This window comes from Halalkalibacter sp. APA_J-10(15) (assembly GCF_023017105.1).
Lineage (GTDB): Bacteria > Bacillota > Bacilli > Bacillales > Bacillaceae_D > Halalkalibacter.
This window is the reverse complement of the sequence record NZ_JALKEV010000019.1, coordinates 64,293-88,417: the sequence shown is the minus strand read 5'-3', so window position 1 is coordinate 88,417 and position 24,125 is coordinate 64,293. Positions and strand designations below refer to the sequence as shown.

General features: G+C 39.1%; 22 protein-coding genes. 1 reads left to right on the top strand and 21 read right to left on the bottom strand.

What is annotated here, in order from left to right; genetic code table 11:
* Window positions 1-13: 13 nt before the first annotated feature.
* The 12 genes from MW695_RS19270 to MW695_RS19215 all read right to left on the bottom strand — a co-directional run bounded on the left by MW695_RS19270 (window position 14) and on the right by MW695_RS19215 (window position 15,538).
* Entirely contained in the window at window positions 14-1,435 is a 1,422-nt protein-coding gene (locus MW695_RS19270) for a lanthionine synthetase LanC family protein (protein WP_247107127.1), read from the bottom strand.
* A 208-nt stretch (window positions 1,436-1,643) separates the two neighbouring features.
* A complete protein-coding gene (locus MW695_RS19265; RefSeq protein WP_247107126.1) occupies window positions 1,644-1,913 on the bottom strand; it encodes a hypothetical protein in 270 nt (89 codons plus the stop codon).
* A 124-nt stretch (window positions 1,914-2,037) separates the two neighbouring features.
* Entirely contained in the window at window positions 2,038-2,781 is a 744-nt protein-coding gene (locus MW695_RS19260) for a response regulator transcription factor (protein ID WP_247107125.1), read from the bottom strand.
* 192 nt (window positions 2,782-2,973) lie between these two features.
* Window positions 2,974-4,674, bottom strand: a complete 1,701-nt coding sequence (locus tag MW695_RS19255; protein WP_247107124.1) for a methyl-accepting chemotaxis protein — start codon at window positions 4,672-4,674, stop codon at window positions 2,974-2,976.
* A 302-nt stretch (window positions 4,675-4,976) separates the two neighbouring features.
* A complete protein-coding gene (locus tag MW695_RS19250; protein ID WP_373647664.1) occupies window positions 4,977-6,260 on the bottom strand; it encodes a Gfo/Idh/MocA family oxidoreductase in 1,284 nt (427 codons plus the stop codon).
* Window positions 6,261-6,345: 85 nt separating this feature from the next.
* A complete protein-coding gene (locus MW695_RS19245; RefSeq protein ID WP_247107123.1) occupies window positions 6,346-7,872 on the bottom strand; it encodes a tagaturonate reductase in 1,527 nt (508 codons plus the stop codon).
* Between the two features lie 18 nt (window positions 7,873-7,890).
* Window positions 7,891-9,390 (bottom strand): UxaA family hydrolase, encoded by a 1,500-nt coding sequence (locus tag MW695_RS19240; RefSeq protein WP_247107122.1) that lies wholly within the window; start codon window positions 9,388-9,390, stop codon window positions 7,891-7,893.
* 21 nt (window positions 9,391-9,411) lie between these two features.
* A complete protein-coding gene (gene uxaC, locus MW695_RS19235) occupies window positions 9,412-10,824 on the bottom strand; it encodes a glucuronate isomerase (protein ID WP_247107121.1) in 1,413 nt (470 codons plus the stop codon).
* A gap of 301 nt (window positions 10,825-11,125) precedes the next feature.
* Window positions 11,126-11,551, bottom strand: a complete 426-nt coding sequence (locus tag MW695_RS19230) for a protein-tyrosine phosphatase family protein (protein WP_247107120.1) — start codon at window positions 11,549-11,551, stop codon at window positions 11,126-11,128.
* Window positions 11,552-11,569: 18 nt separating this feature from the next.
* Window positions 11,570-13,366 (bottom strand): arsenical pump-driving ATPase, encoded by a 1,797-nt coding sequence (arsA, locus tag MW695_RS19225; RefSeq protein WP_247107119.1) that lies wholly within the window; start codon window positions 13,364-13,366, stop codon window positions 11,570-11,572.
* Window positions 13,367-13,386: 20 nt separating this feature from the next.
* Window positions 13,387-13,749 carry an arsenite efflux transporter metallochaperone ArsD gene (gene arsD, locus MW695_RS19220; protein WP_247107118.1) on the bottom strand — a complete coding sequence of 121 codons (363 nt, stop codon included), beginning with the start codon at window positions 13,747-13,749 and terminating at the stop codon, window positions 13,387-13,389.
* 157 nt (window positions 13,750-13,906) lie between these two features.
* Complete coding sequence (locus MW695_RS19215) at window positions 13,907-15,538, bottom strand: Na/Pi cotransporter family protein (protein ID WP_247107117.1); 1,632 nt, start codon at window positions 15,536-15,538, stop codon at window positions 13,907-13,909.
* A 378-nt stretch (window positions 15,539-15,916) separates the two neighbouring features.
* Between MW695_RS19215 and MW695_RS19210 the strand changes: the two genes are divergently transcribed.
* Window positions 15,917-17,917 carry a methyl-accepting chemotaxis protein gene (locus MW695_RS19210; RefSeq protein WP_247107116.1) on the top strand — a complete coding sequence of 667 codons (2,001 nt, stop codon included), beginning with the start codon at window positions 15,917-15,919 and terminating at the stop codon, window positions 17,915-17,917.
* Between the two features lie 290 nt (window positions 17,918-18,207).
* Here MW695_RS19210 and MW695_RS19205 read toward each other — a convergent pair whose 3' ends face one another.
* From MW695_RS19205 to MW695_RS19165, 9 genes are all read right to left on the bottom strand, one after another.
* Window positions 18,208-18,963, bottom strand: a complete 756-nt coding sequence (locus MW695_RS19205; RefSeq protein ID WP_247107115.1) for a hypothetical protein — start codon at window positions 18,961-18,963, stop codon at window positions 18,208-18,210.
* 15 nt (window positions 18,964-18,978) lie between these two features.
* Window positions 18,979-19,383 carry a hypothetical protein gene (locus MW695_RS19200; RefSeq protein ID WP_247107114.1) on the bottom strand — a complete coding sequence of 135 codons (405 nt, stop codon included), beginning with the start codon at window positions 19,381-19,383 and terminating at the stop codon, window positions 18,979-18,981.
* 104 nt (window positions 19,384-19,487) lie between these two features.
* Entirely contained in the window at window positions 19,488-20,153 is a 666-nt protein-coding gene (locus tag MW695_RS19195; protein ID WP_247107113.1) for a hypothetical protein, read from the bottom strand.
* A 23-nt stretch (window positions 20,154-20,176) separates the two neighbouring features.
* A complete protein-coding gene (locus tag MW695_RS19190; RefSeq protein WP_247107112.1) occupies window positions 20,177-20,623 on the bottom strand; it encodes a DUF5085 family protein in 447 nt (148 codons plus the stop codon).
* Entirely contained in the window at window positions 20,623-21,075 is a 453-nt protein-coding gene (locus MW695_RS19185; protein ID WP_247107111.1) for a hypothetical protein, read from the bottom strand. The genes MW695_RS19190 and MW695_RS19185 overlap by 1 nt, the downstream gene beginning before the upstream one ends.
* Window positions 21,076-21,102: 27 nt before the next feature.
* Window positions 21,103-21,897, bottom strand: a complete 795-nt coding sequence (locus MW695_RS19180; RefSeq protein WP_247107110.1) for a hypothetical protein — start codon at window positions 21,895-21,897, stop codon at window positions 21,103-21,105.
* 13 nt (window positions 21,898-21,910) lie between these two features.
* Entirely contained in the window at window positions 21,911-23,368 is a 1,458-nt protein-coding gene (locus MW695_RS19175) for a T7SS effector LXG polymorphic toxin (RefSeq protein WP_247107109.1), read from the bottom strand.
* Window positions 23,369-23,385: 17 nt separating this feature from the next.
* Window positions 23,386-23,694 carry a TIGR04197 family type VII secretion effector gene (locus tag MW695_RS19170; protein WP_247107108.1) on the bottom strand — a complete coding sequence of 103 codons (309 nt, stop codon included), beginning with the start codon at window positions 23,692-23,694 and terminating at the stop codon, window positions 23,386-23,388.
* Between the two features lie 5 nt (window positions 23,695-23,699).
* Window positions 23,700-24,125 carry a YwqH-like family protein gene (locus MW695_RS19165; protein WP_247107107.1) on the bottom strand — a complete coding sequence of 142 codons (426 nt, stop codon included), beginning with the start codon at window positions 24,123-24,125 and terminating at the stop codon, window positions 23,700-23,702.

Below are 24,125 nucleotides of genomic sequence, written 5' to 3'. Positions count from 1 at the left end.
ACCCCTCTGCTGTCTATGTTAATATACTTCGAATCTTTTTTGCGTTTATACAGCGTAACATGACATACCCAATCCCTGATAGACCTTGAAAAAGAGATGGATAAAAGCTCATTTCATCCTCCAAATTTAGTACATAATGACCTCGGACTTGCTTCTGTTCTATGACCCACTTTTGCTTCTGTCTAGCAGTATGAAATAAATGATCATTATTCATCACGATTGACGCCTCTAATAAAAAGTCCAATCGCCCCGCATTTCCAAAACAGAGATGGTCAACACCTTGAACAGAAGACCATTCCGTAAATGCTAGAGCTCTTTTCAAATCCTGTCGGAAGCTTATATCAGCTTTTTGAAACACCGTAAGTCGAGCTAAACCAATTCCAGGAACTCCACTACACCAACCTGCCATGAATGGTTGCTCCAGCGTATCAAAATGACTCCTGTCCTTAAAGTCAGTCCAACTGCTTTCTTTCATCAAACCTTCATATTGTAACACCTCTTCAGCAACTATTTCATAAGGAAGATGCCCTGTGACCCTATACCACTTATACAAGGCATGTGCCATCCCCGATATCCCATGACCAAACCCTGTTAATAGCTGATTTCCATCATCAGATAACCAAACTTTTACTCCTAGCTCACTTTCAACTCGACACTCCATTAAATGCTCTGCTAAAGCATTGCCTAATGTGATCATATTCTTATCCTTTGTTTGTTCATATAAATCAGACACAACGGATAATAACCCAGCTGTTCCCTCCAAAATATCTAAAAGCTGATCAGACTGAATGTTCAATACGGTTACTCGAGAAAGAATTGCCGACGCATTTTCAATATAACTCTTTTCATCTACATACTCACCTATGAGAAAAAGAGCCTGAACAATCCCAGCTATTCCATGTGCCTTGCCTAATGGAATCGTTTCTTTATCCGTTCCTAATCCACTTTGAATCTCGTCAAAAAATGGAGAGATCACTTTCTTAACCGCTTCCTTCACTAACTCATCCCTATTAATCGCATATAACGCAGCAAAGAACAGAGCAATACCGGTACGTCCTTCATATAAATCCCAACCAGTAGACGACCCTTTATCCTCCGAACCTTCCCGCTGCTTTACAGACCACATCACTTCATCGTCACCATTCTCTATCTTACTATGCCATATCTCCTTAAAAATCGATTCAGCTTCCACTAAAAAAAGCTGCTCTAAATCCTCACTATCCCATGGACTTTCACGTTCATTTAAGTGCAAATTAGGTGATTCCAACGGTTTATGAGAAGCGCTTTTTTCATCATGATCTTCGGCTTTCACGAACCACTTATTATATAAAGAAGTCGAACCTCCTACGGTCCTCCACTTAAAAAATACGTCATTCAACAACTCATAATAACTCGCTTTCAGCTCTAACTGATAGTTCTCAAATGAAGTAAGCACGTCACCCACTCCCCACTTTCTCTTTACCTTCATCTAAACCTTATCATTTTAGGTTTAAATACAATTAAATGAAAGTTAAAGTTCCATTAAAATGGTGTTTTAAATTAAGTTGATCCATTCTACAAAGAAATGAGGTGAATTTTTTCCAAATAAAAAAGCCTCATGAGCTTTAGAAACCACTCTTGTGAGACTTAATAACGTTCATTGCTTATTTACAATGATATACTGTTGATGTTGCGATACTCGTAATCTGATTTGGTTGTTGCCCATTTTCAAAAGTAACCTCTATCTCATCCTCAATGATACGCATAATCTCACCTTTATCTAACGAGTAACCATACTCGTTGTTTGCCAACGTCACAAGCCCTTCTACAAACACCTCCTTCCCTTGCTCTAGTAAAGCTTGAACGTTATGCTTCAACCGAATATCATGACGTACAATCTCTAGAAAATCAAATAGCTGTTCCATTGAATTCACGATCAATCACGTCCCTTTCTAGAAATTCCCCCTAAGCATAAGCACGACTGCTATGCTTATTTATAGTATAAAAATTTCACTTAAAATAAACCTAAAATTGAGTTTATAATACAATAAAGAATCTTTAAGTTTCATTTGGAATTCTACTTTCTCGTAATTCAAGCTTATATCCTAATCCTCTTATGTTCTGAATCATTCGATAAGACCCTTGTTTCTCGAGCTTCTTTCTAAGCGTACTTATATGAACGGCTACTGTACGAAAATCATCTAACCCATCACACCCCCATATAAGGCGATAAATTTCTTCGGGCTCAAAAACTCTTCCTGGGTTTTTAGCGAACAGAACAAGAATCTTAAATTCCTTCGAGGATAATTCAACAAATTGTCCTTCTAACACCACCTCACAACGCTGTTCATCAATGGTCATTGAATGAAAGGATATCACTTCATTTTTAGATCTATACGAATTTGGTAGTTTATCTTTCATCACATTTAGCATGGTTCTTCTAATATGTGCCTTAATGCGAGCAATGAGCTCACCTGTTCCGAACGGTTTTGATATATAGTCATCAGCTCCTACAGTTAAGCCTACAATTTTATCCGTTTCTTCATTTTTTACACTTAAAAACAGAATAGGAATATCCAACGTTCTCCTGAGTTGCTGACAAATAAAGATTCCATCTATATCAGGCAAGGCAGCCTCCATTAAAATAAGATCCGGTTGATATTTGGTAACCTCGGATATCGCTTGTTTCCCAGAATAACAACTCCTAATTTGATAACCACTGTGCTCTAGAGATGCCTTTACTATTTGATGAACATGTACTTCATGGTCAATAATAAGGACAGTCGGTTGCTCATTTATCATAATGACGCTCCCCCCTTTCTTTCATTCATCATACTAGAAATAAACCGTGCTTTTATATGAATATGAAAGGTTGTGACTTTCCCCTCGAAAGTGATGACTTTTTTTATAAGAATATGACTTTTTTAAAACGGAACTATAACCTAAAAAGAACCCCTCACTCACCAAAATGTGATGAGAAAGGAGCTTTCTCTTTTACCGTTTAAATGCCTGTACTGCTAGTTCAAGCTCTAGCGCCATACTAGATAAAGCTTCTGCTGTTACAGTTACTTCTGTTATTGCTTGATGCTGTTGCTCTGTGGAGGCTGCTACTTGTTCAGCGAAGTGGGCATTTTCTTCTATTGTTTTCGTTGTATCACTCATACGCTGATGCAATTGAACGATTGACTCATCTATTATTGTCACCGCTGAAGTCGTTTCCCCAACATTTGTTGAGACATCATCAACCGCCTCTGTGATTGATGTAAAAATGGACGAAGCTTCATCCATTAATTCCATTCCATGATGGACAGATTGATGACTAGAGCTTGTGACCGTAACAAACTTTGTAATATCTGATTGTATATCACCAATATGACTAGCAATTTTCTTTGCCGCCTTTCCTGACTGTTCAGCTAGCTGGCGAACTTCCCTCGCCACTACGGCAAAGCCCTTACCATTCTCCCCTGCACGTGCAGCTTCAATGGATGCATTAATAGCGAGCAAATTCGTTCGTTCGGAAATAGATGTAATCATGCTCAAGATCGACGTGATCTCCTTGGATTTCTTGTCTAGTTCAGCAATCATCGTAACTGAGCTAGTTGTTCTATCATAAATATCGGCCATTTGTCGTTTAGCTGCTTGGATCTTATGAATACCATTTGTTGTTAACACCTTAGATTGTTCGGTTCTTTCATCAACTGTTAGCATGTAATTCTTCACTTCTCTTGCTGTGTAGGACAATTCTTGAATGTGAGTTTCATCTTTTTGCGAGGTTCGTAGCACCTCTTCTGTCCCTACTAGTATTTCTGTCATCGAATGAGAGATTATTCCGGCTGCTTGTAATGATTCAGAAGCATGATTACTTAATACACTTGATGAGCTCTTTACTTTATGTGACGATTCAGCAATGTGCTGAACAAGTCGTTTCAACTGGTCAAGCATATCATTAATCGAAAGACTCAACCTTCCTATTTCATCAGTCGAATGAGTAGAGAGCTTTTGAATAGCTAAGTTCCCATGACTTAACTCATCTGTGATGTTTACAACAGCACGTAAACGTTTATTCAGCCTTCTACTATACACATAGATGAACCCTATTCCAACAACAGTTGCGATAATAAATGTGACAACAAACAATTGAAGAGACTGTTGAATCGTCTCCATACTCCTTGCCCTATTGGTCTCCGTCGCTTCTAATACTTCATCAGAGAAATTCAGAATCGTTCGATCTATATCTTGAATGTGTAGAAAAAGTGTTGACATATGGCTCATCGTACTACCAGTACCATCAAAAATTTGATCAACAATCCCGTTAAATTCATGATTCTTTTCTGAAATTAAATGCTGAATATCAGATTGACTACTAACTTCTAATTCGAGAAACAACTCGCCTAGTTGTCCTTCCGCTTGTTCTAGTGCCGGCTCGACGTAGCCACCACGTTCAACAAATTCATTTACTAATATATACTTCTCCTTCATAAGTGAATTAATAGAAGAGAGCAGAATCGCATCTTCCGTACTATTAGCCATCTCTTTAATTTGACTTTCCACGTCTAACACTTGAACAATTTGAATAATAAATGTCAAAGTGAATAGCAAAAGAATCGTGATAAAAATCGTTAACAGCTTTTGACGAATAGATACCGACGGAACTTGTCTATTCAATTTTTGAAATATTCGTTTCATTCGGTTCATTTGAACCCCCCTAACCTACTCTATAGTCTATTAGTCTCATCCTATCTATAGATTAATAGACCTACGCCTTCCGTATCCATTAATTTCATGATAAGAATTGTTTATTTTTTGTAAACGAAAGGATATTTATCATACTTTTCGAATAGAGACACTAATTATAGAATGTCTCCAGCCTCTACTATGCATGACAAAAAATGAACTGACATGGGTGGAACACATCCTCCAATGTCACCAGACGAAATAACATAAAAACGCCTTTGAGAGTCATCTCTCAAAGGCGTTTTGTCTTCTCACATCAAAATTTATAATTTAATCAACTCATCAACCTTCACAGCTTGGCCCGTTTGTAATGAAATATTGCCAGCAATTCCTGTTAGAATTGATTTCGCTCCATCTACATGGGAGGCAGCTCGTTGGAATTCATCCTCACCAGGTTCACCAAATATATCTTGTAGCAATACAGGGTCGCCCCCACCATGGCCACCTTCACCTTCAACCACTTCTATTTCATAAGGTTGACCAAACATAGGTAGAACAGTTATGGCCTTTTCTTCGATAGCTCCTTCATCCGCTTTCTCGCCACCTGAATTAATGTAGGATTGCTCTCTCACCTTCACTTCAATCCTGCCTTTGCTACCATTAAAGGATATAATGAACCCTTCCCACGGTAAATAAGCATTTAATGAATACGTTAAGATCGCCTTATTTTTGTAACGGACCATCACTCCAAGTGTATCTTCAATATTAATGCCATCACCGAATACGCTTTGATCACGCTGGTAGCCATCCTCACTCTCAGCATCTAAATACATCGCCTTTAAATGCTCATTGTCTTCAAGCTGTATTGCAAATGGGTCATCCTTGGCATATTCATTGCCGTGAGCACGTTGATAGAATTGCTTCACCCCACGAGCTTCTGCATTTTCCTTACCATAGAAACGCAAACCACCATTCGCATAAACGGTCTCTGGCTCTGTCCCTAACCAGAAATTCACAAGATCAAAATGATGAGTCGACTTATGGACAAGCAGACCACCACTGTTTCTCTTATCACGATGCCACCTACGGAAATAATCGGCCCCGTGCTGAGTGTCAAGTGCCCATTCGAAGTTAACAGAATACACATCGCCAATCACACCATCGCGAATGAGTTCACGAATTTTTGTATTGTGTGGCGCATAACGGTAATTAAAGGTTACGCGAACTTCCTTACCTGTACGATTAACCGCATCAATAATCTCCTGACACTTCTCCGCATCAACTGTCATCGGCTTTTCCGTAATGACATTACATCCTAGTTCTAACGCCTGAATGATATACGTATGATGTGTACGGTCTACCGTTGTCACGATGACAAAGTCAGGCTGCTCTTCCTTGATCATTTTTTCATACTCTGTATTCAAATAGGTTTTAACTTCTGGATGATCATATTTACTAACTAATAGCTTATTCGCGTAGTTCATTCTCGTTTGATTTACATCACAAAAAGCGACTAATTCCCCAGTCTCTTTAAAATCCTTTGCTAATGATCCGTAGAAAAATTCTGCTCTTCCACCCGTTCCGATTAATACGTATTTTTTTCTCATTTTTCCCATCTCCTTATCGTCATTGTCTAACAACGTTGTTATGATCCCATTAAATATATTTTCCTAACTCGTGCTTCAATTCTTTTTAACCGGTTATTTCACAATCATTTAACAAACGTTCAAGACCACTACTCATTCCCTCTTCTAGCATCAGTTGAAGATAATTTGTAACAGCTTCATGCAACCCGGGTAATCGTGATACATCCTCTCCCCAGACATGCTCGGCTTGTAAAAGTGAAGAAACCACCGTTGCAAGCTCACCGCCCTTATCATAAAACTCCCACGCTTGTGTGACTAATGATAGAACGTCTTCATTTTCTTTCATTTTATACTCGACACCATCACGTAATCCTACTAGACCATCATCTTCTCTTCGAATTGGTTTATAATAAAGAAACAATGAAGCCATCGAAAAAACAATTGATTGTGGTAATTCTCCCTTTTCCTCTACAAAGCGCTTCAATGTAGGTAGCAAGCGAGCTTTAAATTTATTAATAGCATTTAACCCGATATCTAATAAATGATGGTGATTATACGGATTGAGAAAACGCTCCTTCACACTAGCTATAAAGGCTTCCTTCTCTTGCTCATCACCGCTCACTACTTGTTTGATTTCATGAAAAGCCGCTTCAACAAATTGACGAGTTGATTCCGTTTCCATGACCTCTTGTACCGTCCTTAAGCCAAATAAATGCCCGACTGAGAACATCATCGTATGCGGACCGTTTAACAGTCTCACCTTGATTTCACGATATGGTGTAATATCTCCCCATTTCACATTCAGTTGAGCTGCTGATAAAGGAAGCGTACGCTGAACGTCTTCACCACCGTCAATAACAAACAAATGATATGGCTCTCCGACAGTTAATCCTTTATCCTCATATCCTAACCGCTCATGATATTCCTCTATCGAATCGTGTGGATAACCTGTCACAATTCGATCAACTAACGTATTACAAAATGTATTCTTTTTCTCAATCCACTCAATAAAACTTACTGGTAATTGCCAGTCTCGCGCATATTTCATCGTATATTCCTTGAGCTTTGTTCCGTTTTGCTCAATTAACTCACAAGGTAAAATCGTAAGCCCAGGGGCCTTTCGTTCACCTAAGCGTTGATAACGTTCAAATAAGAACATCGTCAGCTTTGCCGGAAACGACTTCGGAATGTCCTCCTGGTTAGGTGGTGTTTCTGCTACATAAGTGATTCCAGCTTCCGTCGTATTCGAAATAATAAGCTCAAGCTCTTCTGAACTCGCAAGCTTCAAAGCGTGCGACCATTGATCATAGGATAATGAACGTGAAACAGATGAAATTACTTCACTCGTATCAACCTTCTTTCCATTCTCAATTCCACGAAGAACCACTGTATATAGAAAATCCTGATCCTCTAAGAACACCTTTGACTGTCCATGTGGGGAAGGCTGATAAATCACCACTTTCCCATTGAACAAATGCTGCTTATTCAGCTGATGAATTTGCCAATCCACAAAAGCCCGAAGAAAATTACCTTTTCCAAACTGAAGAACCTTTTCTGGTAAATGATCAAGCTCAACATATTCAGCACTTTGTGAGCCTTCCGTTTCCAACAACTGCTTCGTCAATGTCTTCATCTTTCACACTCCTTCCCCCTATAAAATAACACCATCTTTGAAAATAGAAATCTCTTTAAAGCCATATTTTTCATTGTTTGCTTGCACTTCACCTGATGCAAGCGCGGCTATATAGTCAAAAAACTCATCCGTTAATTCGTCTTTATCCTTTCCTTCCACTAATTGTCCTGCATTAAAGTCAATCCATCTTCTCTTCTTATTGTAAAGGGCCGAGTTCGTTGATATTTTCACTGTTGGAACAGGTCCACCAAACGGCGTTCCACGTCCTGTTGTAAAGAGTACAATGTGCGCACCAGATGCAGCTAATGCCGTTACAGAGACTAGATCATTTCCTGGTCCTTCAAGAAGGGTTAAGCCAGCTTCCTTCATCCTCCCTCCGTAATCAAGCACATCAACAACCGGCGCAAATCCACCTTTTTGAACATTGCCGAGTGATTTCTCTTCTAATGTTGTAATCCCACCTTTTTTATTCCCAGGCGATGGATTTTCATACACATTTTGATCATGCTTGATAAAGTACTCTTTAAAGCCATTGACCATGTCGACGACTTTATGAAAAACACCCTCATCCTGTGCACGTTCCATAAGAATTTGCTCTGCACCAAATAACTCAGGCGTTTCGGTTAAGATCGTTGAGCCACCATGGGCAATTAATTTATCAGAGAAAGCTCCTAATAACGGATTTCCTGTAATGCCTGAAAACCCATCAGATCCACCGCATTTCAAACCAACCTTCAGCTTCGATATTGGAACAGGCTGACGCTTGAAGGTTTTCGCATAGGAAACAAGCTCTTCCATTGCATCTAATCCTTCTTCAATTTCATCATCAACCTGCTGCACTTCAATAAAACGAACCCGCTTTTCATCATAATCACCTAGCACTTGCTTAAAAAACTCAATGTAATTGTTCTCACAGCCCAGTCCCATTACCAAAATAGCCGCCGCATTCGGATGATGAACTAAATTACTTAAGATTTTTTGCGTATTATGCAAATCATCTCCAAGCTGTGAACAGCCAAATAAATGAGGGTAGTGATAGACACCATCAATGTTCTCGCCTTTATACATGTCATTTGCCGTCTTAGCTACGGTTTCACACGTTTTATTAATACAGCCAACGGTATTAATCACCCAAATTTCGTTCCGAATGCCGACATCACCATTCGCTCTGACATAGCCTTGGAAGGTTCGATCTGTTTGCAATGACTGAAAAGAGAGATTTTTCGGCTTATATTCATAGGTTAACGTACCCGACAGGTTCGTCGCGACATTATGTGTATGAACCCAATCACCGATTGAAATCTTATTCGTAGCTTGACCAATTGGGTAACCATATTTAATGATGTTCTCGCCTTTTTCAATCGGTCGAATCGCAATTTTATGCCCTGTTTCAACGGCTTCTCGTAATGTAACATCTTGATTCTGAAAGGAGATCCGTTCACCAGTTTCATAGTTTTTCAGAGCAACAATTACATTATCTTTTGTGTGAACTTGCAAGTAATCTGCAACAGTCGTCATCTTCGTCCCTCCTTATTCTCGTTATCGCTCAAGCTCTACACCGAAGAATTGATTGGCATTATGGAAGCAAATGTCCTCAACCATTTTCCCAAGTAACGTATAATCCTCAGGAGCTTCACCAAGCTCTACCCACTCACCTATTACATTACATAGAATTCGTCTGAAATATTCATGACGTGTATAAGACAGAAAACTTCTTGAATCCGTTAACATCCCAACAAATGTACTAAGTAACCCATGATTCGCTAGATCCGTCATTTGTCTGACCATACCTACCTTTTGATCGTTAAACCACCAGCCTGATCCAAATTGGAGCTTCCCTCGCGCATCAGATGACTGGAAGTTACCTATCGTTGTCGCGATCACCTCATTGTGAATCGGATTTAAATTATAGACGATCGTCTTCGGCAATTGATCAGTCGAATCTAACTTATTAAAAAAGCCATTTAATGACGCAGCCATATTAAAATCGTACATCGAATCAAAGCCCTTATCTGGACCTAGCTTATGAAACATTCGTTTATTATTATTTCGAATTGCTCCTAAGTGAAGCTGCATGACCCAGCCACGTTGATGATATTGCTTTCCTAAGAAGATCATTGTATACGTACGATATTTCTCAATTTCTCGCTCTGTAATATGCTCACCACTCATTCGTTTTTCAAAAATACGATCAGCTTCCTCTTTCGTAACCGATTCGAATGGTAATGTTTGAATTCCATGATCAGAAACGACACACCCTACTTCAGCAAAGACATTCATTCGACTTTCTAACGCTTTCAGTACATCATCATAACGCTGAATCGAGATATCCGCTGACTCTCCTAGTTTTTGAATATAGCTTTGGAAGCCTTCCTGCTGAATTTCGATCGCCTTGTCAGGTCGGAACGTAGGCAATACAACTGTCTTAATGTCTTGATTAAGCGCAATTCGTTTATGGTATTCCAAGTTATCTGTCGGATCATCTGTTGTACAAATGCCACGAACGTTTGACTTTTCAATAATGCTTTGGGTCGTTAATTCAGGCTGTTGTAGCTGCTCATTCGTTGCTTCCCAAATCCGCTTACTCGTATGCTCATTTAATAGCTCGTCAATTCCGAAATATCGTTTCAATTCAAGGTGTGTCCAATGATACAATGGATTACCAATCGTATTCGGAACCGTATTTGACCATTGCTGAAATTTCTCTTCATCCGATGCGGAACCTGTCACATACTGCTCATCAATCCCTAACGTTCTCATCGCTCTCCATTTATAATGATCACCATGTAACCAAATCTCCGAGATCGTCGAAAATTGATGGTTATCACTAATCTCTTGTGGGCTTAAGTGACAATGAAAATCGAAAATCGGCATATGTGCGGCATGTTCATGGTATAGCTTCTTCGCTACCTTATTTTGCAGCATAAAATCATCGTGAATAAACGGTTTCATTTCATATCCTCCTCAAAATAATAACGTTGTTATTTCTCTAACTAAAATTTTTCTACGCATTCTTTATGTATTCATCATAATATGAATACAAGAAAATGACAACGGTTTCTTTTTTGATCATTAATTAAATGAAGTAAAATCTAAACTTTACGTAAATTTTGTAAAAAAAGAGTAAATCCCATTGTCCGAGCTCCGATGTGCCGATATACTAGCATCGAATACTCATCCCAAAAAAGTATTCATTCGACAATGCTGAAAAGCGCTTGGAACCCCATCCAAGCGCTTTTCGATTGATCATTTATTAAGCTTTAGGAAAGAGTCGCTTTAGCGTTTCCTTCATTTCTGGCTTAATGTTAATTTTCGGACGTGCTTGCTTCGCTAGCTCTTCTGCCTCTTCTATCGTACTCGCTTCACCTAAGGTCAGCAATGTACCAACAGCAACTGTACCTGTTCGATTACTGCCTCCTTGACAATGAACATACACATTTTCTCCTTCTTCATACGCTTGGACGATTTGTTCAATCGATTCCTTTACCGATTCATCCTGTTTATCAGCATCATCAACGATTGGACAATGAACACGATTGTATGCTACATCCTCCTCCCGAGACTCTGCACGTAGATCAAATACGACATCTACCTTCTCATTTTGTTGAACGGTCCCTACATCATCAGCTCCACCAATATAGATCCGATTCTTCACTAGCTCATGATATTTTTTCTCCATGACCTATTCCACCTTCCTTTATCTATCTATACATACTCCATTAATCGTTGCGTATTCTTTCAGCTTATCGTACCCTAGCTTTTCTTCATGAATCCATGGAATAACTGCACATTTCTCAGCTTGTTCGTTATCAACCTTCTTAATCCATTCTCTCTCACTATCAGCCTTAGCGTTCAAAAGTGGATCTGTTGAATGAATTTTCGCTAAACTTTGATTAATAACCCACCATCTAGGCGTAATACTTGCACGCTGTAAATCGTCTTGCAATCGCTTTGCTTCCAAGACAGGTGTCGCTTCCGCATGCGTAACGATAATGACCTCAGTCTCAGCTGCATTACGAATTTGAGGAAGAAGTTTTTTAGCACTTTCTGACACTTCTCCACCTGTCGATCGTGCCATCTCCTTACTGTATGATTCTGACGCATTTAATAATAAAAGTGTATGACCTGTGGGGGCTGTATCAATGACAACCACTTCACTTTCTGTTCTCGCCACCTCATCAGCAAAAGCCTGAAAAACAGCGATTTCCTCTGTACAGGGAGAGTCTAAATCCTCTTGTAAATAAGCTAGACTATCTTCATCTAGCTTCTCATTCGCATGTCGTACGACTTCTTCTTTATAATGCTCAACTTCCTGCTTAGGATCAATTCGACTGACCGTTAAATGAGGATGATTTAATTCGTTTTCAAATTGATACTCTAAGTGAGCGGCAGGATCTGTTGTTGTTAAGTGAACGTTATGACCTTTTTCCGCCAACCCTACTGCAATAGCAGATGCAACGGTCGTCTTTCCCACTCCTCCTTTTCCCATTGTAAATATTAACTTCTTATTCGAAGCAGAAAGATCCTCAATCACATCCTTTAAACCTAGAACACCATCAATCGATGTTCGCTGCCTACCCTTTTCAACAAACTCCTTCTTTTGTAATTGAAATAATTCCCGAAGCTGATTGACACCTGTTAATGAATAAGGTACATATGGTAAGGAGCAAGCTTGTAACGACTCTAATTTAGAAGGAATACTTTCCAGCGCCTGTTGTTGTCGGAAATAAAAGGACTCTGATACTTCATCCCCTTTTGTATAGTGAAGAAATAAACCGTTAATAATAAGCAATTGATTAGCAATCCCAATCTCTGCAAGCTCCCTCGCAGCTCGATCAGCCTCTAGCAAAGAGGAGCGATCAGGACGTGCAACTAGTATTAGCGTTGTTTTCGTTTGGTCAGCAAGTGCTCCAACAGCTTTCGAATATGACTCCTGCTTTCCTTCTAATCCAGACAAAGGACCTAAACAAGAGGCACCGTGTGTACTCTCTCGTAAAAAGTCATCCCACGCAGTCGGTAAATACAAAAGACGTAGCGTATGTCCTGTCGGCGCTGTATCAAAAATAATATGATCATACGCTTCAACGACTTCCTCATTTGTAAGAAAATTCGTAAACTCATCAAATGCGGCAATTTCAACCGTACATGCACCTGATAGCTGCTCCTCCATTGTTTCAACAACAGCTTCAGGTAATTGACCTCGATAAGGACCGATCACCCTCTCACGATAGGTATGGGCAGATTGTTCTGGATTAATATTACTTACAGATAAATTCGGTAATTCAGGAATGATTTTCGGTTTACTTTGTAATGACAAATGGAACACATCTTGAAGATTAGAAGCGGGATCTGTACTAATCAAGAGTACCTTCTTTCCTTGATCAGCTAACCGAACAGCAGTTGCACAAGCTGTTGATGTTTTTCCGACACCGCCCTTACCTGTTAAAAATAAAAATTTTGTCTTCACATCATTCGGACTAAATGTTTGAAACATACGAAACCCTTCTCCCAATATTAGTTTAATGGAGTAACGTCAATGGGTAGACGTACTTTAGGTTTTTCCTTCAAATCATCTTCTCGTAAATGAAACCATTCGGCTAACTCTTCATTTGACGGATATTCTCCTATCTTCTCTACTTGTCCATCTACCAAAACAATCGGTAGCGAATCTGGACCTCTCTCATTCAATAGACGATTCACTTCTTGATTGCTAACAAACTGATCAGCATCATTAGTTAATTGATACCGTTTCACTTGATAGCCCTTCTTCTCTAAAGAATAAACCGCCGATGCTACTCTCGTAAGTTCAGGATCTAAAGAAGGACCACAAACCCCTGTTGAACAACACATCGCCGGATCAAAGATTTCTAATTTCATGCAAAATAAGCCTCCTATCATCAATATATATATAAGTGAACACTTATATAAACGTATACTTATATGTTAGTTGATTTCATACAGAAAAGCAACTATAGAAAAAGGGCATTGAAAAAGTTTACTTTCTCCTTTTTCAATGCCCTACTATAACGTTCGTTTATCCTTCACCAATGACCTCTTCAGCAATATTCACAGCATGATCTCCAACTCGCTCTAAATTACTAACAATATCGACATAAATAATTCCTGCCGAGCCTGTACATTTATTTTCATTGACGCGTTTAATATGTCTCTTCCGAAGTTCGCGCTCCATTTTATCAATCTTTTCTTCCTTTTCTAGAACAGCTCTCGCTTCAGTAAGATCATCTGTTTCAAGTGCTCTAATGGATTGCCTTAACGTTGAGATCGTTAATTCAAACATTTCCTCTAATCCAGAAACAGCCGAATCCGAAAATTTCACTTTATTTGTAATTTGATATTCAATGAGTTCCATGATATTTTCCATATGATCACCAATTCGTTCAAGATCACGAACCGCGTTCATAAGCGTGTGATGAATGTTCGAATCGACTGTAGACAACGAATGCGAAGATACTTGCACAAGATAATCGGTAATCTTCTTATCTAAATTATTAATCGCATCCTCGTATTGTGGAATCAGTTCTCCATGCTTCTTACCTTGAGTCTTAAAATATTGACTAACTTCCTCTAACCCTTTTTCAGACAGTTCAGCCATCCGAAGCACTTCTTTCTTCCCTTGCCCTAGTGCAATTGCTGGTGATTGTCTAATAAATTGTTCATCTAAATGAACCGTTTTATATGGAATCGCTGAATCCTCACCCGGAATAAGCTTGATGACGATCCATGCTAACACTGCGACAAAAGGAAGTTGAATCAACGCATTAGACACATTGAATATCCCATGCGCAAACGCAATCGTCATTTCAGGATTTAATCCTAATTGACCTTGAATAAACTCAATCAGCCTTGTAAAAGGTACTAAGAAAATTAAGACAATCGTCGCACCAACCAAGTTAAAGATAACGTGGGTTAACGCCGTTCTCTTAGCTGCGATTGATGCACCAATTGACGCTAGGACAGCTGTAATCGTCGTTCCAATATTATCACCAAACAAGACTGGCAATGCTGCATCTAGCTCCATTAATCCTTGACCAAAGAGAGTTTGCAATAAACCAATCGCAGCAGTTGAACTTTGCACCGCAATCGTAAAAATCGTTCCAATTAACACACCAAGTAATGGATTGTTACTCATACTAACCGTTAAATCAGCAAATGCTTGTACATCTCTTAACGGTCTTAATCCATCACTCATTAAGTTCAAACCTAGAAACAAAGCACCAAATCCGAAGATAACTTGCCCATAATTATTTAACTTACGATTTTTAAAGAAAAAAATGAAAAAGGTTCCGACAGCAACAATCGGCAAAGCATAGGTCGATATTTTGATTCCGATAATAAATGCAGTTACGGTCGTACCAATATTCGCGCCAATAATAACCCCAATCGCTTGTTTCAACGTCATAAATCCTGCATTGACAAGACCAATTGTTAGAACCGTCGTCCCTGTACTTGTTTGCAGTAAAACCGTAACAAAAATCCCAGCAAACACACCCATAATCGGGTTCGACGTAAAGCGTTCTAGTAAGTCTCTAAGTCCATCTCCAGCAACCTTTTGTAGACCATCTCCTAAATATTTTATCCCAAATAAGAAGATCCCCAGTCCCCCAAAGAACATAAATAATAAGGATTGCACATCCAATACAATCATCCCTTCTTCTATTCATTCGACATGTTTTAACATCTTTATTCCCCTCAACCATCCTAAAGAAAATAACAACCTATGTACATGAATGATATGTAAAGTTTTTGTAAAGGTTTTGTAAATTTAAATGTACTCTTGCTTAAAGTAGTAAGATACATCTAATAAATCTAGCTTTTATGCTCCTTAGCTGTACTCAAATCACCCATTGATTTTCATGCACCTCGTACTATTCATATTTACTATTCATTTACATATGGCACCTATTATTTTTTTTAATAGATTTTTTTACAAAAAACGGTCACTAAGGTTAATTTTTACCGGGTATTTGTTACTAAGTAAAGGTGATACAATTATCCTATTAAAGCTTTTACTCAGGAGGATCGAATGAATTTATTATCTAAAATCAAAAAGTCAATCAATGTTAAATTTGTCTTAGCTTTTGTATCAATTGGTATTATTCCACTCATCATTACATCTTCACTTATCTATCAATCTAGTCGTGAGGAATTAATTATGAAAGAAGAAATGTTGTTAGGAGTGCAAGCCGAAAGTACGGTTCAAGGGATGGAAGAATGGCTTGTAAAACGACTTGATGAAATTTCGATTATCGCACAATCCAATGCGATTCGAAGTGATCATTTAGATGATACACTCCAATTAATGAATACTGTTAAAGCCCAAGACCAGACCTATGAGACGGTCGTCTTCACTGGAGCTGAAGGTATCGTTGAAGCACATACAACAGAAGAACACATTGGCGTTCTTGACCTTTCTGACCGTGACTACTTTCAAGAAGGGATGGCTGGCGATCAGAATATGTCTAGCGTTCTAACATCTAACGCTACTGGTAATCGCATCGTTGTTGTCGCTACGCCTGTTCATGATTCTTCTGGCAATAGACTAGGAGTCATGTCTGCTTCTGTTAACTTTGAAGCGTTGATCGAACAGTTTCTGTTAGATTCAGCAAATGCAAATAGCCATACAGTCTTTATCGATGATCAAGATATCATTCAATCACACCCCAACGAGGATTTAGTTGGCTTACACATCACTGAAGCTAACCTTGAAAGTGATTTAATGACTTTATTTGAATCGGGTAGCGAAGATAGTGGAACATCCATTGTTCAAGCGAACGGAGAGGAAAGCTTAGTCGCACACGCGTCGATTCCAACTGCGGGTTACAGCATCTACTTTTTCACTCCGATGAACGTCGTCCTAGCAGGAGCTGAAACCGTTAAATGGACATCCATTATCATCATGATTATCGCATCCGTTATCATTAGTGGCTTAGCTTTAGTAATCGCCAGAAATATTAGCCGCCCGATCCGCCAGATTACAAGTCATGTTCAAAACGTTGCCAAAGGTGATTTGACGAGTGAACCACTATCCATCAAAAAAGAAGATGAAATTGGTGCTTTAGCTCACCATACGAACCAAATGACTGAGCATTTGAAAGCGTTAGTCGAGCAAGTGAACACGAGCACTGATACTGTTGCTGCCTCGGCAGAAGAGCTATCGGCAACCTCTGAGCAAACGTCTCAAACGACTGAGCAAATCGCTGGATCGATTCAAGAAGTCGCAAAAGGCTCGACTCAGCAAGCAGCAGGAGTTAAGGAGAGCTTGGTATCACTTGATGAAGTGGCAAGAGGCGTGCAAGACATGGCCGAGTCTGCTTCATTTGTCTCAGAAACAGCCTCAACAACAATTGAAAAGGCCCAGCAAGGTGGACGTTCTGTTGAACGAAACATTCAACAGATGAACGTCATCCAACAGTCCGTATTAGAAATGGACGACATTACGAAAAAGCTAGCCGTTAAATCGAAGGATATTCGTAACATTTTAAATGTCATTACAAACATTGCTGAGCAAACGAATCTGTTAGCATTAAATGCGGCAATAGAAGCAGCAAGAGCTGGTAGTCATGGAAAAGGATTTGCTGTCGTAGCAGACGAAGTTCGAAAGCTTGCAGAGGATTCGCAACAATCATCGATGCAAATTTCAAACATTATTAACGAAATTCAGCTCGATATTGAACATTCGAATGAGTCGATGAACGCCGTTACAAGTGAAGTAAGCGAAGGATTAACCATTGCCGAAAAGACCAAACAACAGTTTAGCGAAATTATTGAGTTAACCAATCAAGTTGCTGACCAAATTTCAAACATGGCTGCTACATCTGAGGAAATGTCCGCAGGCGCTGAAGAAGTCACAGCAGCCTTTAACGAAATTGCGAAAATTACAGAAGTAAATTCCAATCGAACACAGGAGATTGCCCACTCATCAGAAACGCAGCTCGCTTCAATGGAGGAAGTTTCCTCGTCCGCACAAGATTTGAGCCATTTAGCAGCTGAATTGAAGGAAGTTCTAGCAAAGTTTAAAGTGTAATCTGATTAATCGCTATACAAAAGCTAACGAGGAACGTGTTTCCTTGTTAGCTTCTTTAGCGAATATATTATCCAATTTAGCCTTAAAATTTCCCAAAGATTACAGCCCCACCTAAGCTGACGCCTTGAGGTAGGACAAAGCCATGGCTAAAAAATAAGTATGAACATTACTAGAATCAAGAGTGTATTTCAACAACATTCTTCGTCCTGTATTTACTTGAGCCATATCAGTCTAAAGAGATTCGTTCCGATGTCACCACCAAACTATATGTTTCTTGATTCAATCGTTCACTACTCTACACTAAACCTAAACGTTATGTCTTTTACCGTCTCATCAGCAATCAGTCTAAACCAGTACTTTCCCTCTACCGCTGGAATCTGTATAGCACCACGAACACGATCATCGACTTCGTTCGACCATATCACATCATCACTTTCCTTATTGAATAACTCAATGGTGAAAGAGCCTTCTCCTACAAAAGCTTCATATTGCACTTGAACTAATAGATCGGGTTCTGAAGATGGAATGCCTATATAAAAGTCCGAATCAAGTTCCCCTCGCAACGTGCCTGCGGAAAGCTCGTATGCGTTATTATTAATTTGGCTCTGATTCAAATTAAGCACTAAATAACCATTTGAGCCGTTATATACGGCATATAAAATGAACGCTATAGCAAAAATGATATTGAACAAAACCATCCCTATAAAACCACCTACAGATTTGCGATTAAAACGACTTTTCGGCGCATGAACTAGGCCATTGAATATGGTTTTAAAGAGTGCATGATTCACTCGAACGGTTATCGGAAACGAGATACCCCAAATCACCAAGAAGTGCCAAGGCCACCCCACGATCATAAAAACAGTTCCTATGAAAATATACGCTAACAGTAAAAAACTATATATAAATATGTATAACTTGTGCTCAATCAACGGTTTACCAAATAAAAACATTAAAATTGCCATTATACCATCACTCTCCCATGATTCACTTATGTAATCGTCAAAAGCACAGCTCTTCTTCTCGTACCACTGTACGGAAGACATAATGTATAGTACCTCCTACGAATGGCCTTTATTATCCAGCTTTTTTAAAAATATTTCTTTTTTCTTCGGGTACACCTTTCGCATAAGGAAAAGTATCCAGAGTTCAAATAGATAAAGAGATAGTAAAAGGAACGCCGTAGCAAAAAGTATCCACGAAAGCGTCATATCGACCCCTCCGACGATCCATATTAGCCATAGAAGTAATGGCATCATAACGGTAAGGAAGATCGCAATCACCGCAGCAAGCACATTTTGCCACAGCAGAGCAAAATAAATGGATCGTTTCCCCCATTTCTCCTCTTCCTTTATCTTCTTGTAAAAGAAGGTTACTTCTGTTTCCCTATCTTTTAACGTTTCTATAAATGTACGAACAATCTTCATACCAACACTGGATCTCCAGTTATTTGATTTTCTTAACATGATAGATCACTCTATAAACAGCCTATTCTAGCACCCTTAGACCTGATTTCCTTATTCACATAATAAGGATGAACAACCTATCGATTGTTCACCCTTACCACCAGTTATTCCTCGACATCCATCGAAAAGTTCTCAATATCCATGAACACATTATCCATTGTTAATGATTCATATAATTCCTCGCCTCCTGGAGTCAGGTCGAGAAAAAAAGGAAGGGTATGATTAGGTTCAATAACACCAAACTCCTCTTCACTCAAATAAATGTCTACCTGATCAAACACGAGCTCACCATCCGTATTCCCTAATGTAAAATCGAATGAAGCATTTGTAATCGGTATGTCTAGCCGATTCACCGCTAAGAAGAACAAACTGCTTCCTTCCTCTGTTATGTAAATATCAAGTGGAACGACACTAAAATCATTCGGGATACCCATCTCTGGATCAGCTGTGACAAGCTCATTAATATCCGCATACAGTGGATGATTTTCAATCGTTACCCCGGCTTCTTGGTCGATTTTATTTACTTGAAGCTGTAAGCCTTCAGTTGCTATAGCAGCAGAGTCTTCATCATCGGTTACATCTAATTCTTCTTCCTCAATTGCAGATGCCTCTTCGTCATCTATGAAGTTATCCTCTTCTTCAACTCCGTCTTGATTTTCTTCTTCCAAAATTACATCGACCCCTTCCTCATCTGTATTCGTATCCTCAGAGCTACAGCCAACTAAGGTCATACCTATTAGGAAAATAATGGTCATCAATAACCTTTTCATATTTTTGCCTCCCTCTAGTATTGTCATCGATATCCTACACTCATCTCAATATACGATTGATCTGAATGTGTTCGTTTATATTCCACAAAGACAGGAGTGGCTTGCTCAACTCCCAATTGATTCAATCGTTCAATTAACTCCCAATATTTCACTTGTGCTTGTTCCTGAATATCCCCTTCTACACGCGTCATGAACATCGGCTTCACCGAAAAGTAGCTACGAAATCGTAAATAATCTTCTGATTCAAGCGCAAATTGCTCTTCCTCTATTCCAAAGAAAATTTCCGCAGTCATAATTTCTTCCGTAGGATCACTCATAATAGAGAAAAAAACCGTACCCGTTGGATGGTATTGATGCTTCTCTAACAACGCTTCAAAATCTTGAAAAGCAAGTTCAATTTCCTCCGGCATAAATTGATAATACTTTGATACAACATTTCGATAGGCAATAGTATGATTATCGATCATCATTACTCGCCTCTCCCTTGAATCGGTACATATAAATCAATGATCATATCACCATACACTTCTAATAACACACAATAAAAAGTATCCTCTAACAAGATTCCTTGTTCATTGGCATACTCTCGTACTCGATCATTGGCTACGTGGAAATCAACCTCTTCATTGGCTTGTCGCAATACTAGAGCATCCTCTATACGAAATGTTCCCTCAAAACGAAAGTCAGGTTCATCCTCCAAACGAACCGCTTCATTAATCGGTAAATAATACGTAAAGTGACCAAAAGACTTTTCTCCCTCTGCAGGTGCAACAGAGAAAAAGACAGGCCCTGTTTTATAGATCCCTTCAGAAAGCAATAAATCCTCCATCATAAAAAAGCCTTCCTGCCAATCGGTGCGTAGCTGTGTTTTTTCGTATACTAATAGATTATCAAATTGAAGTGCACGTTTTTCGATGGTCATTTCGTTCATCCTTTCTATCATCAGTTATTATGCGTTTTTTTCGTCTTTATCCGTTTCCTGCAGTGGAATTAACGTCAAATACTTACCACTCGGCCTAAAATTAAAGCTTTTAAAGCGGTATTTACAATACAAAATGACAAGCTGTTCTGGAAGAATAAAGATCATTGTATAAAATATTAATAAACCTAATACAACAATAAACAAAACTTCATAATCCATAAAATCGACATTTCTCATCAAATATTGCACACTAGCAACAACACCTATACTTCCAGCTCCAATCGAAGCCATATTGATTTTCCCTTCGAACTTCCCCCTCAATCTATCCCGCGAAGACCCTTTTCTATATTTTCCTTTCATAAGCAAAATGTAAAAGCGTATGCACGTCACAATAAATAAGATAACCCCTATTCCTAATGTAATGTAAATATACGTCATAACATGTTCTAAAACATAATTTTCTGGTAATTTCGCTCCCATTGTTAACAAAGGCAAAACAAACCATGAAAACGTCCCGAGATTATGAATCATAAAGATACTTAACAAGTACTGAGACTTTTGATGATTTTTATAAAAATACGGAAATGAATATAAAATCGTTAGCCCTACAATAATAATCGTTATCCATAGATGAATCGCTACTAGTTTATCTGTAAAAGGTAATATGGAATAGTTACCTATAAAAATACTTAAAAAAACCATTAACGCTTGGCCAAAGATACCTAAAATCATAGCGCCACCCAATGATACAGGTGCCTGCCTTCCCGATTCAAACGGGCCTCTTAATACTAAAAAATCCTTTTCTGATAATTTGCTAAACATAATGTTCCTCCAATTAATTAAACCAACCTTTCACTCGATCCATCACTGACTTATCACTCTTGCCAAACTTTACATTTAGCAGAGCATTGGCTCCAATTCCTGCTGCCATCCCAACAGCAGTTCCGACTCCTGGTATCGGTATAGCGACTGTAAATGCCGCCGTTATTCCAGCTTGTACGGCGCCACCTACTGCCAAATCAATGGTAGTATCTTTCGCAGCCCTTCCTACTGCACTCCAACCTGACAAGCCATCTTCCTCAGCATCTCTAAAGTTTGTATAAGCACTTAAACCAGCACCAAATACTCCTGCTCCTTTTGCGACTTTAGATAGCGTATTTGTACTTTTCTTCAAAACGTCTGTAAACGCTCCTACAGCTCCTCTAGCTGCGCCATGAACCCCGGCTTTCACAATCTCTTTTGCTGACCCAACAGGAGTTACCGTATTAGAACCAGCACCGAAATACTGTAACTCCGGATGCATATTCAAAGCTTGCTGACCCGTATTCGTCCAGCCTGGTCTTCCTGGTCTTTGGTCAGCTGCTCGTAATGTTGTTTGGTTGGTTCTTGCCAGATCTTGCTGTGCCACGGTTAACGTTTGACCATTCTTCGGCAATCGTTTATTCAAATCCCGCCTTGCTTGGCCATCCGGTTTCACTCCAAGCTGTTCTAATGCGTCACTTGTCGCATTTATCCGATATCCTGTACCAGTTGAAGTTCGGTGTTGAGAAGTGTCAAGACCGCCATCTTTTCCTGCATTGTACATTGAATTACTGGAAGCTGCTGTTCGTGATTGGCCAGCTACATTGGCTCCCCTTTGGAGCCAAAATTCATGCTCATATGCCCAATCCAATCCCTCTTTAAACCAATTACTATTACTTTGAGCCGAACCTCTCTTAGCTTCTATCTGACTGATTAGCGACTCAATCTCTGAAATAACCGTATTAATGTTATTTATATCACTCTTGCCACTACTCGTAAATTCAGATAGATTCTTATCCAATTTTGTTGGGACTTCAATAACATCCTCTTGATGGCTTGTGACATTGTTTAGGCTAGGCTGTGTAGCCGTTGAGATATCTGATACACTTTGAATAATTCGGTTAATATTATTTGAGACTTGAGCTAGCTCATTATATTGGTCATCGATTTTGGTAACTTGCTCCTCTAAATAGTTGCTCTCAATGATAGCTGATTCATTTGCATCAACATTCGCTTGAAATGCTTCAATATGTTTGTCTGTTGTCGTTGATAAAGCTATGAACAAATCTTCAAATGCTTGAAGAATCGTTATGTGTATTTCATTAAAATATGCTTTTGAGCAGTCGGCCGCTTCACCTTGGAATGTATCCATTTGAATGATTTGATCTATATTAGATCGAACTTCTCCAATTCCATCTAATAGATTCATCGTTTCATTGTACTGTTCATCTGAAAATTGCGTAACTTCTTCTAGCTTTACTTTATGACTCATTCGCTTCGCCTCCTCCCTTAGTATGGTAAAGGTTGTGATCCCGTCGTTGAATGGACATATTGACAAGCTAATTGCTCATCATTTTCCTTCATAGCTTCTCCTGTTTCTTTTAAAATGCCTACATCTACTTCGATCAATTGCTTATATCTCTTTATAAGCTGCAATGCTTCGGCAAACTTTTCAACATCATCTGTGAAAGGAGAAATATTCGTTTGTCCAAGCGCTTTATTCACATTCATTTTTGATTCTAGTTGCGATAATGAGCCTCTAAGCTTCTCAGCATTTGCACGAAACACTTCAATATTAATCTTAACTTCTGCTCCCATATTCTTCACCCTTTCTGTTGAGCAACGCGTTCCCATCTTATTTGATTATCCAGAGAATTTAGTGACCATTGTAGATTAGTAATATCTGATGCAAGCGAGTTTTTTCGTTCTTCCGCCCTACGAAGATCATCAGCCACTCGCTCCTTCGCATCATCAGCTCTGTTCGCATAAGTGCCAACAACCGATTGATAGGATGAATAGCGACTTGAAAAGGTCGATTCATTTTTTCCCTTCCATCTACTCGTTTGAATTGAGAGTTTATCAATCCTTGACTTTGACGATCTTAAGTCAGAGACCTCTGCTTGTAAATTAGACAAAGCTGTCGTTAACCTGGACACTTCATCAGACGCAACGGAATGCTGTTGCTGTTTCGTATACATTTGGTTCGAAACTCGATTTCTTTTCGATTGTAATGTATGTAAATAACTCAT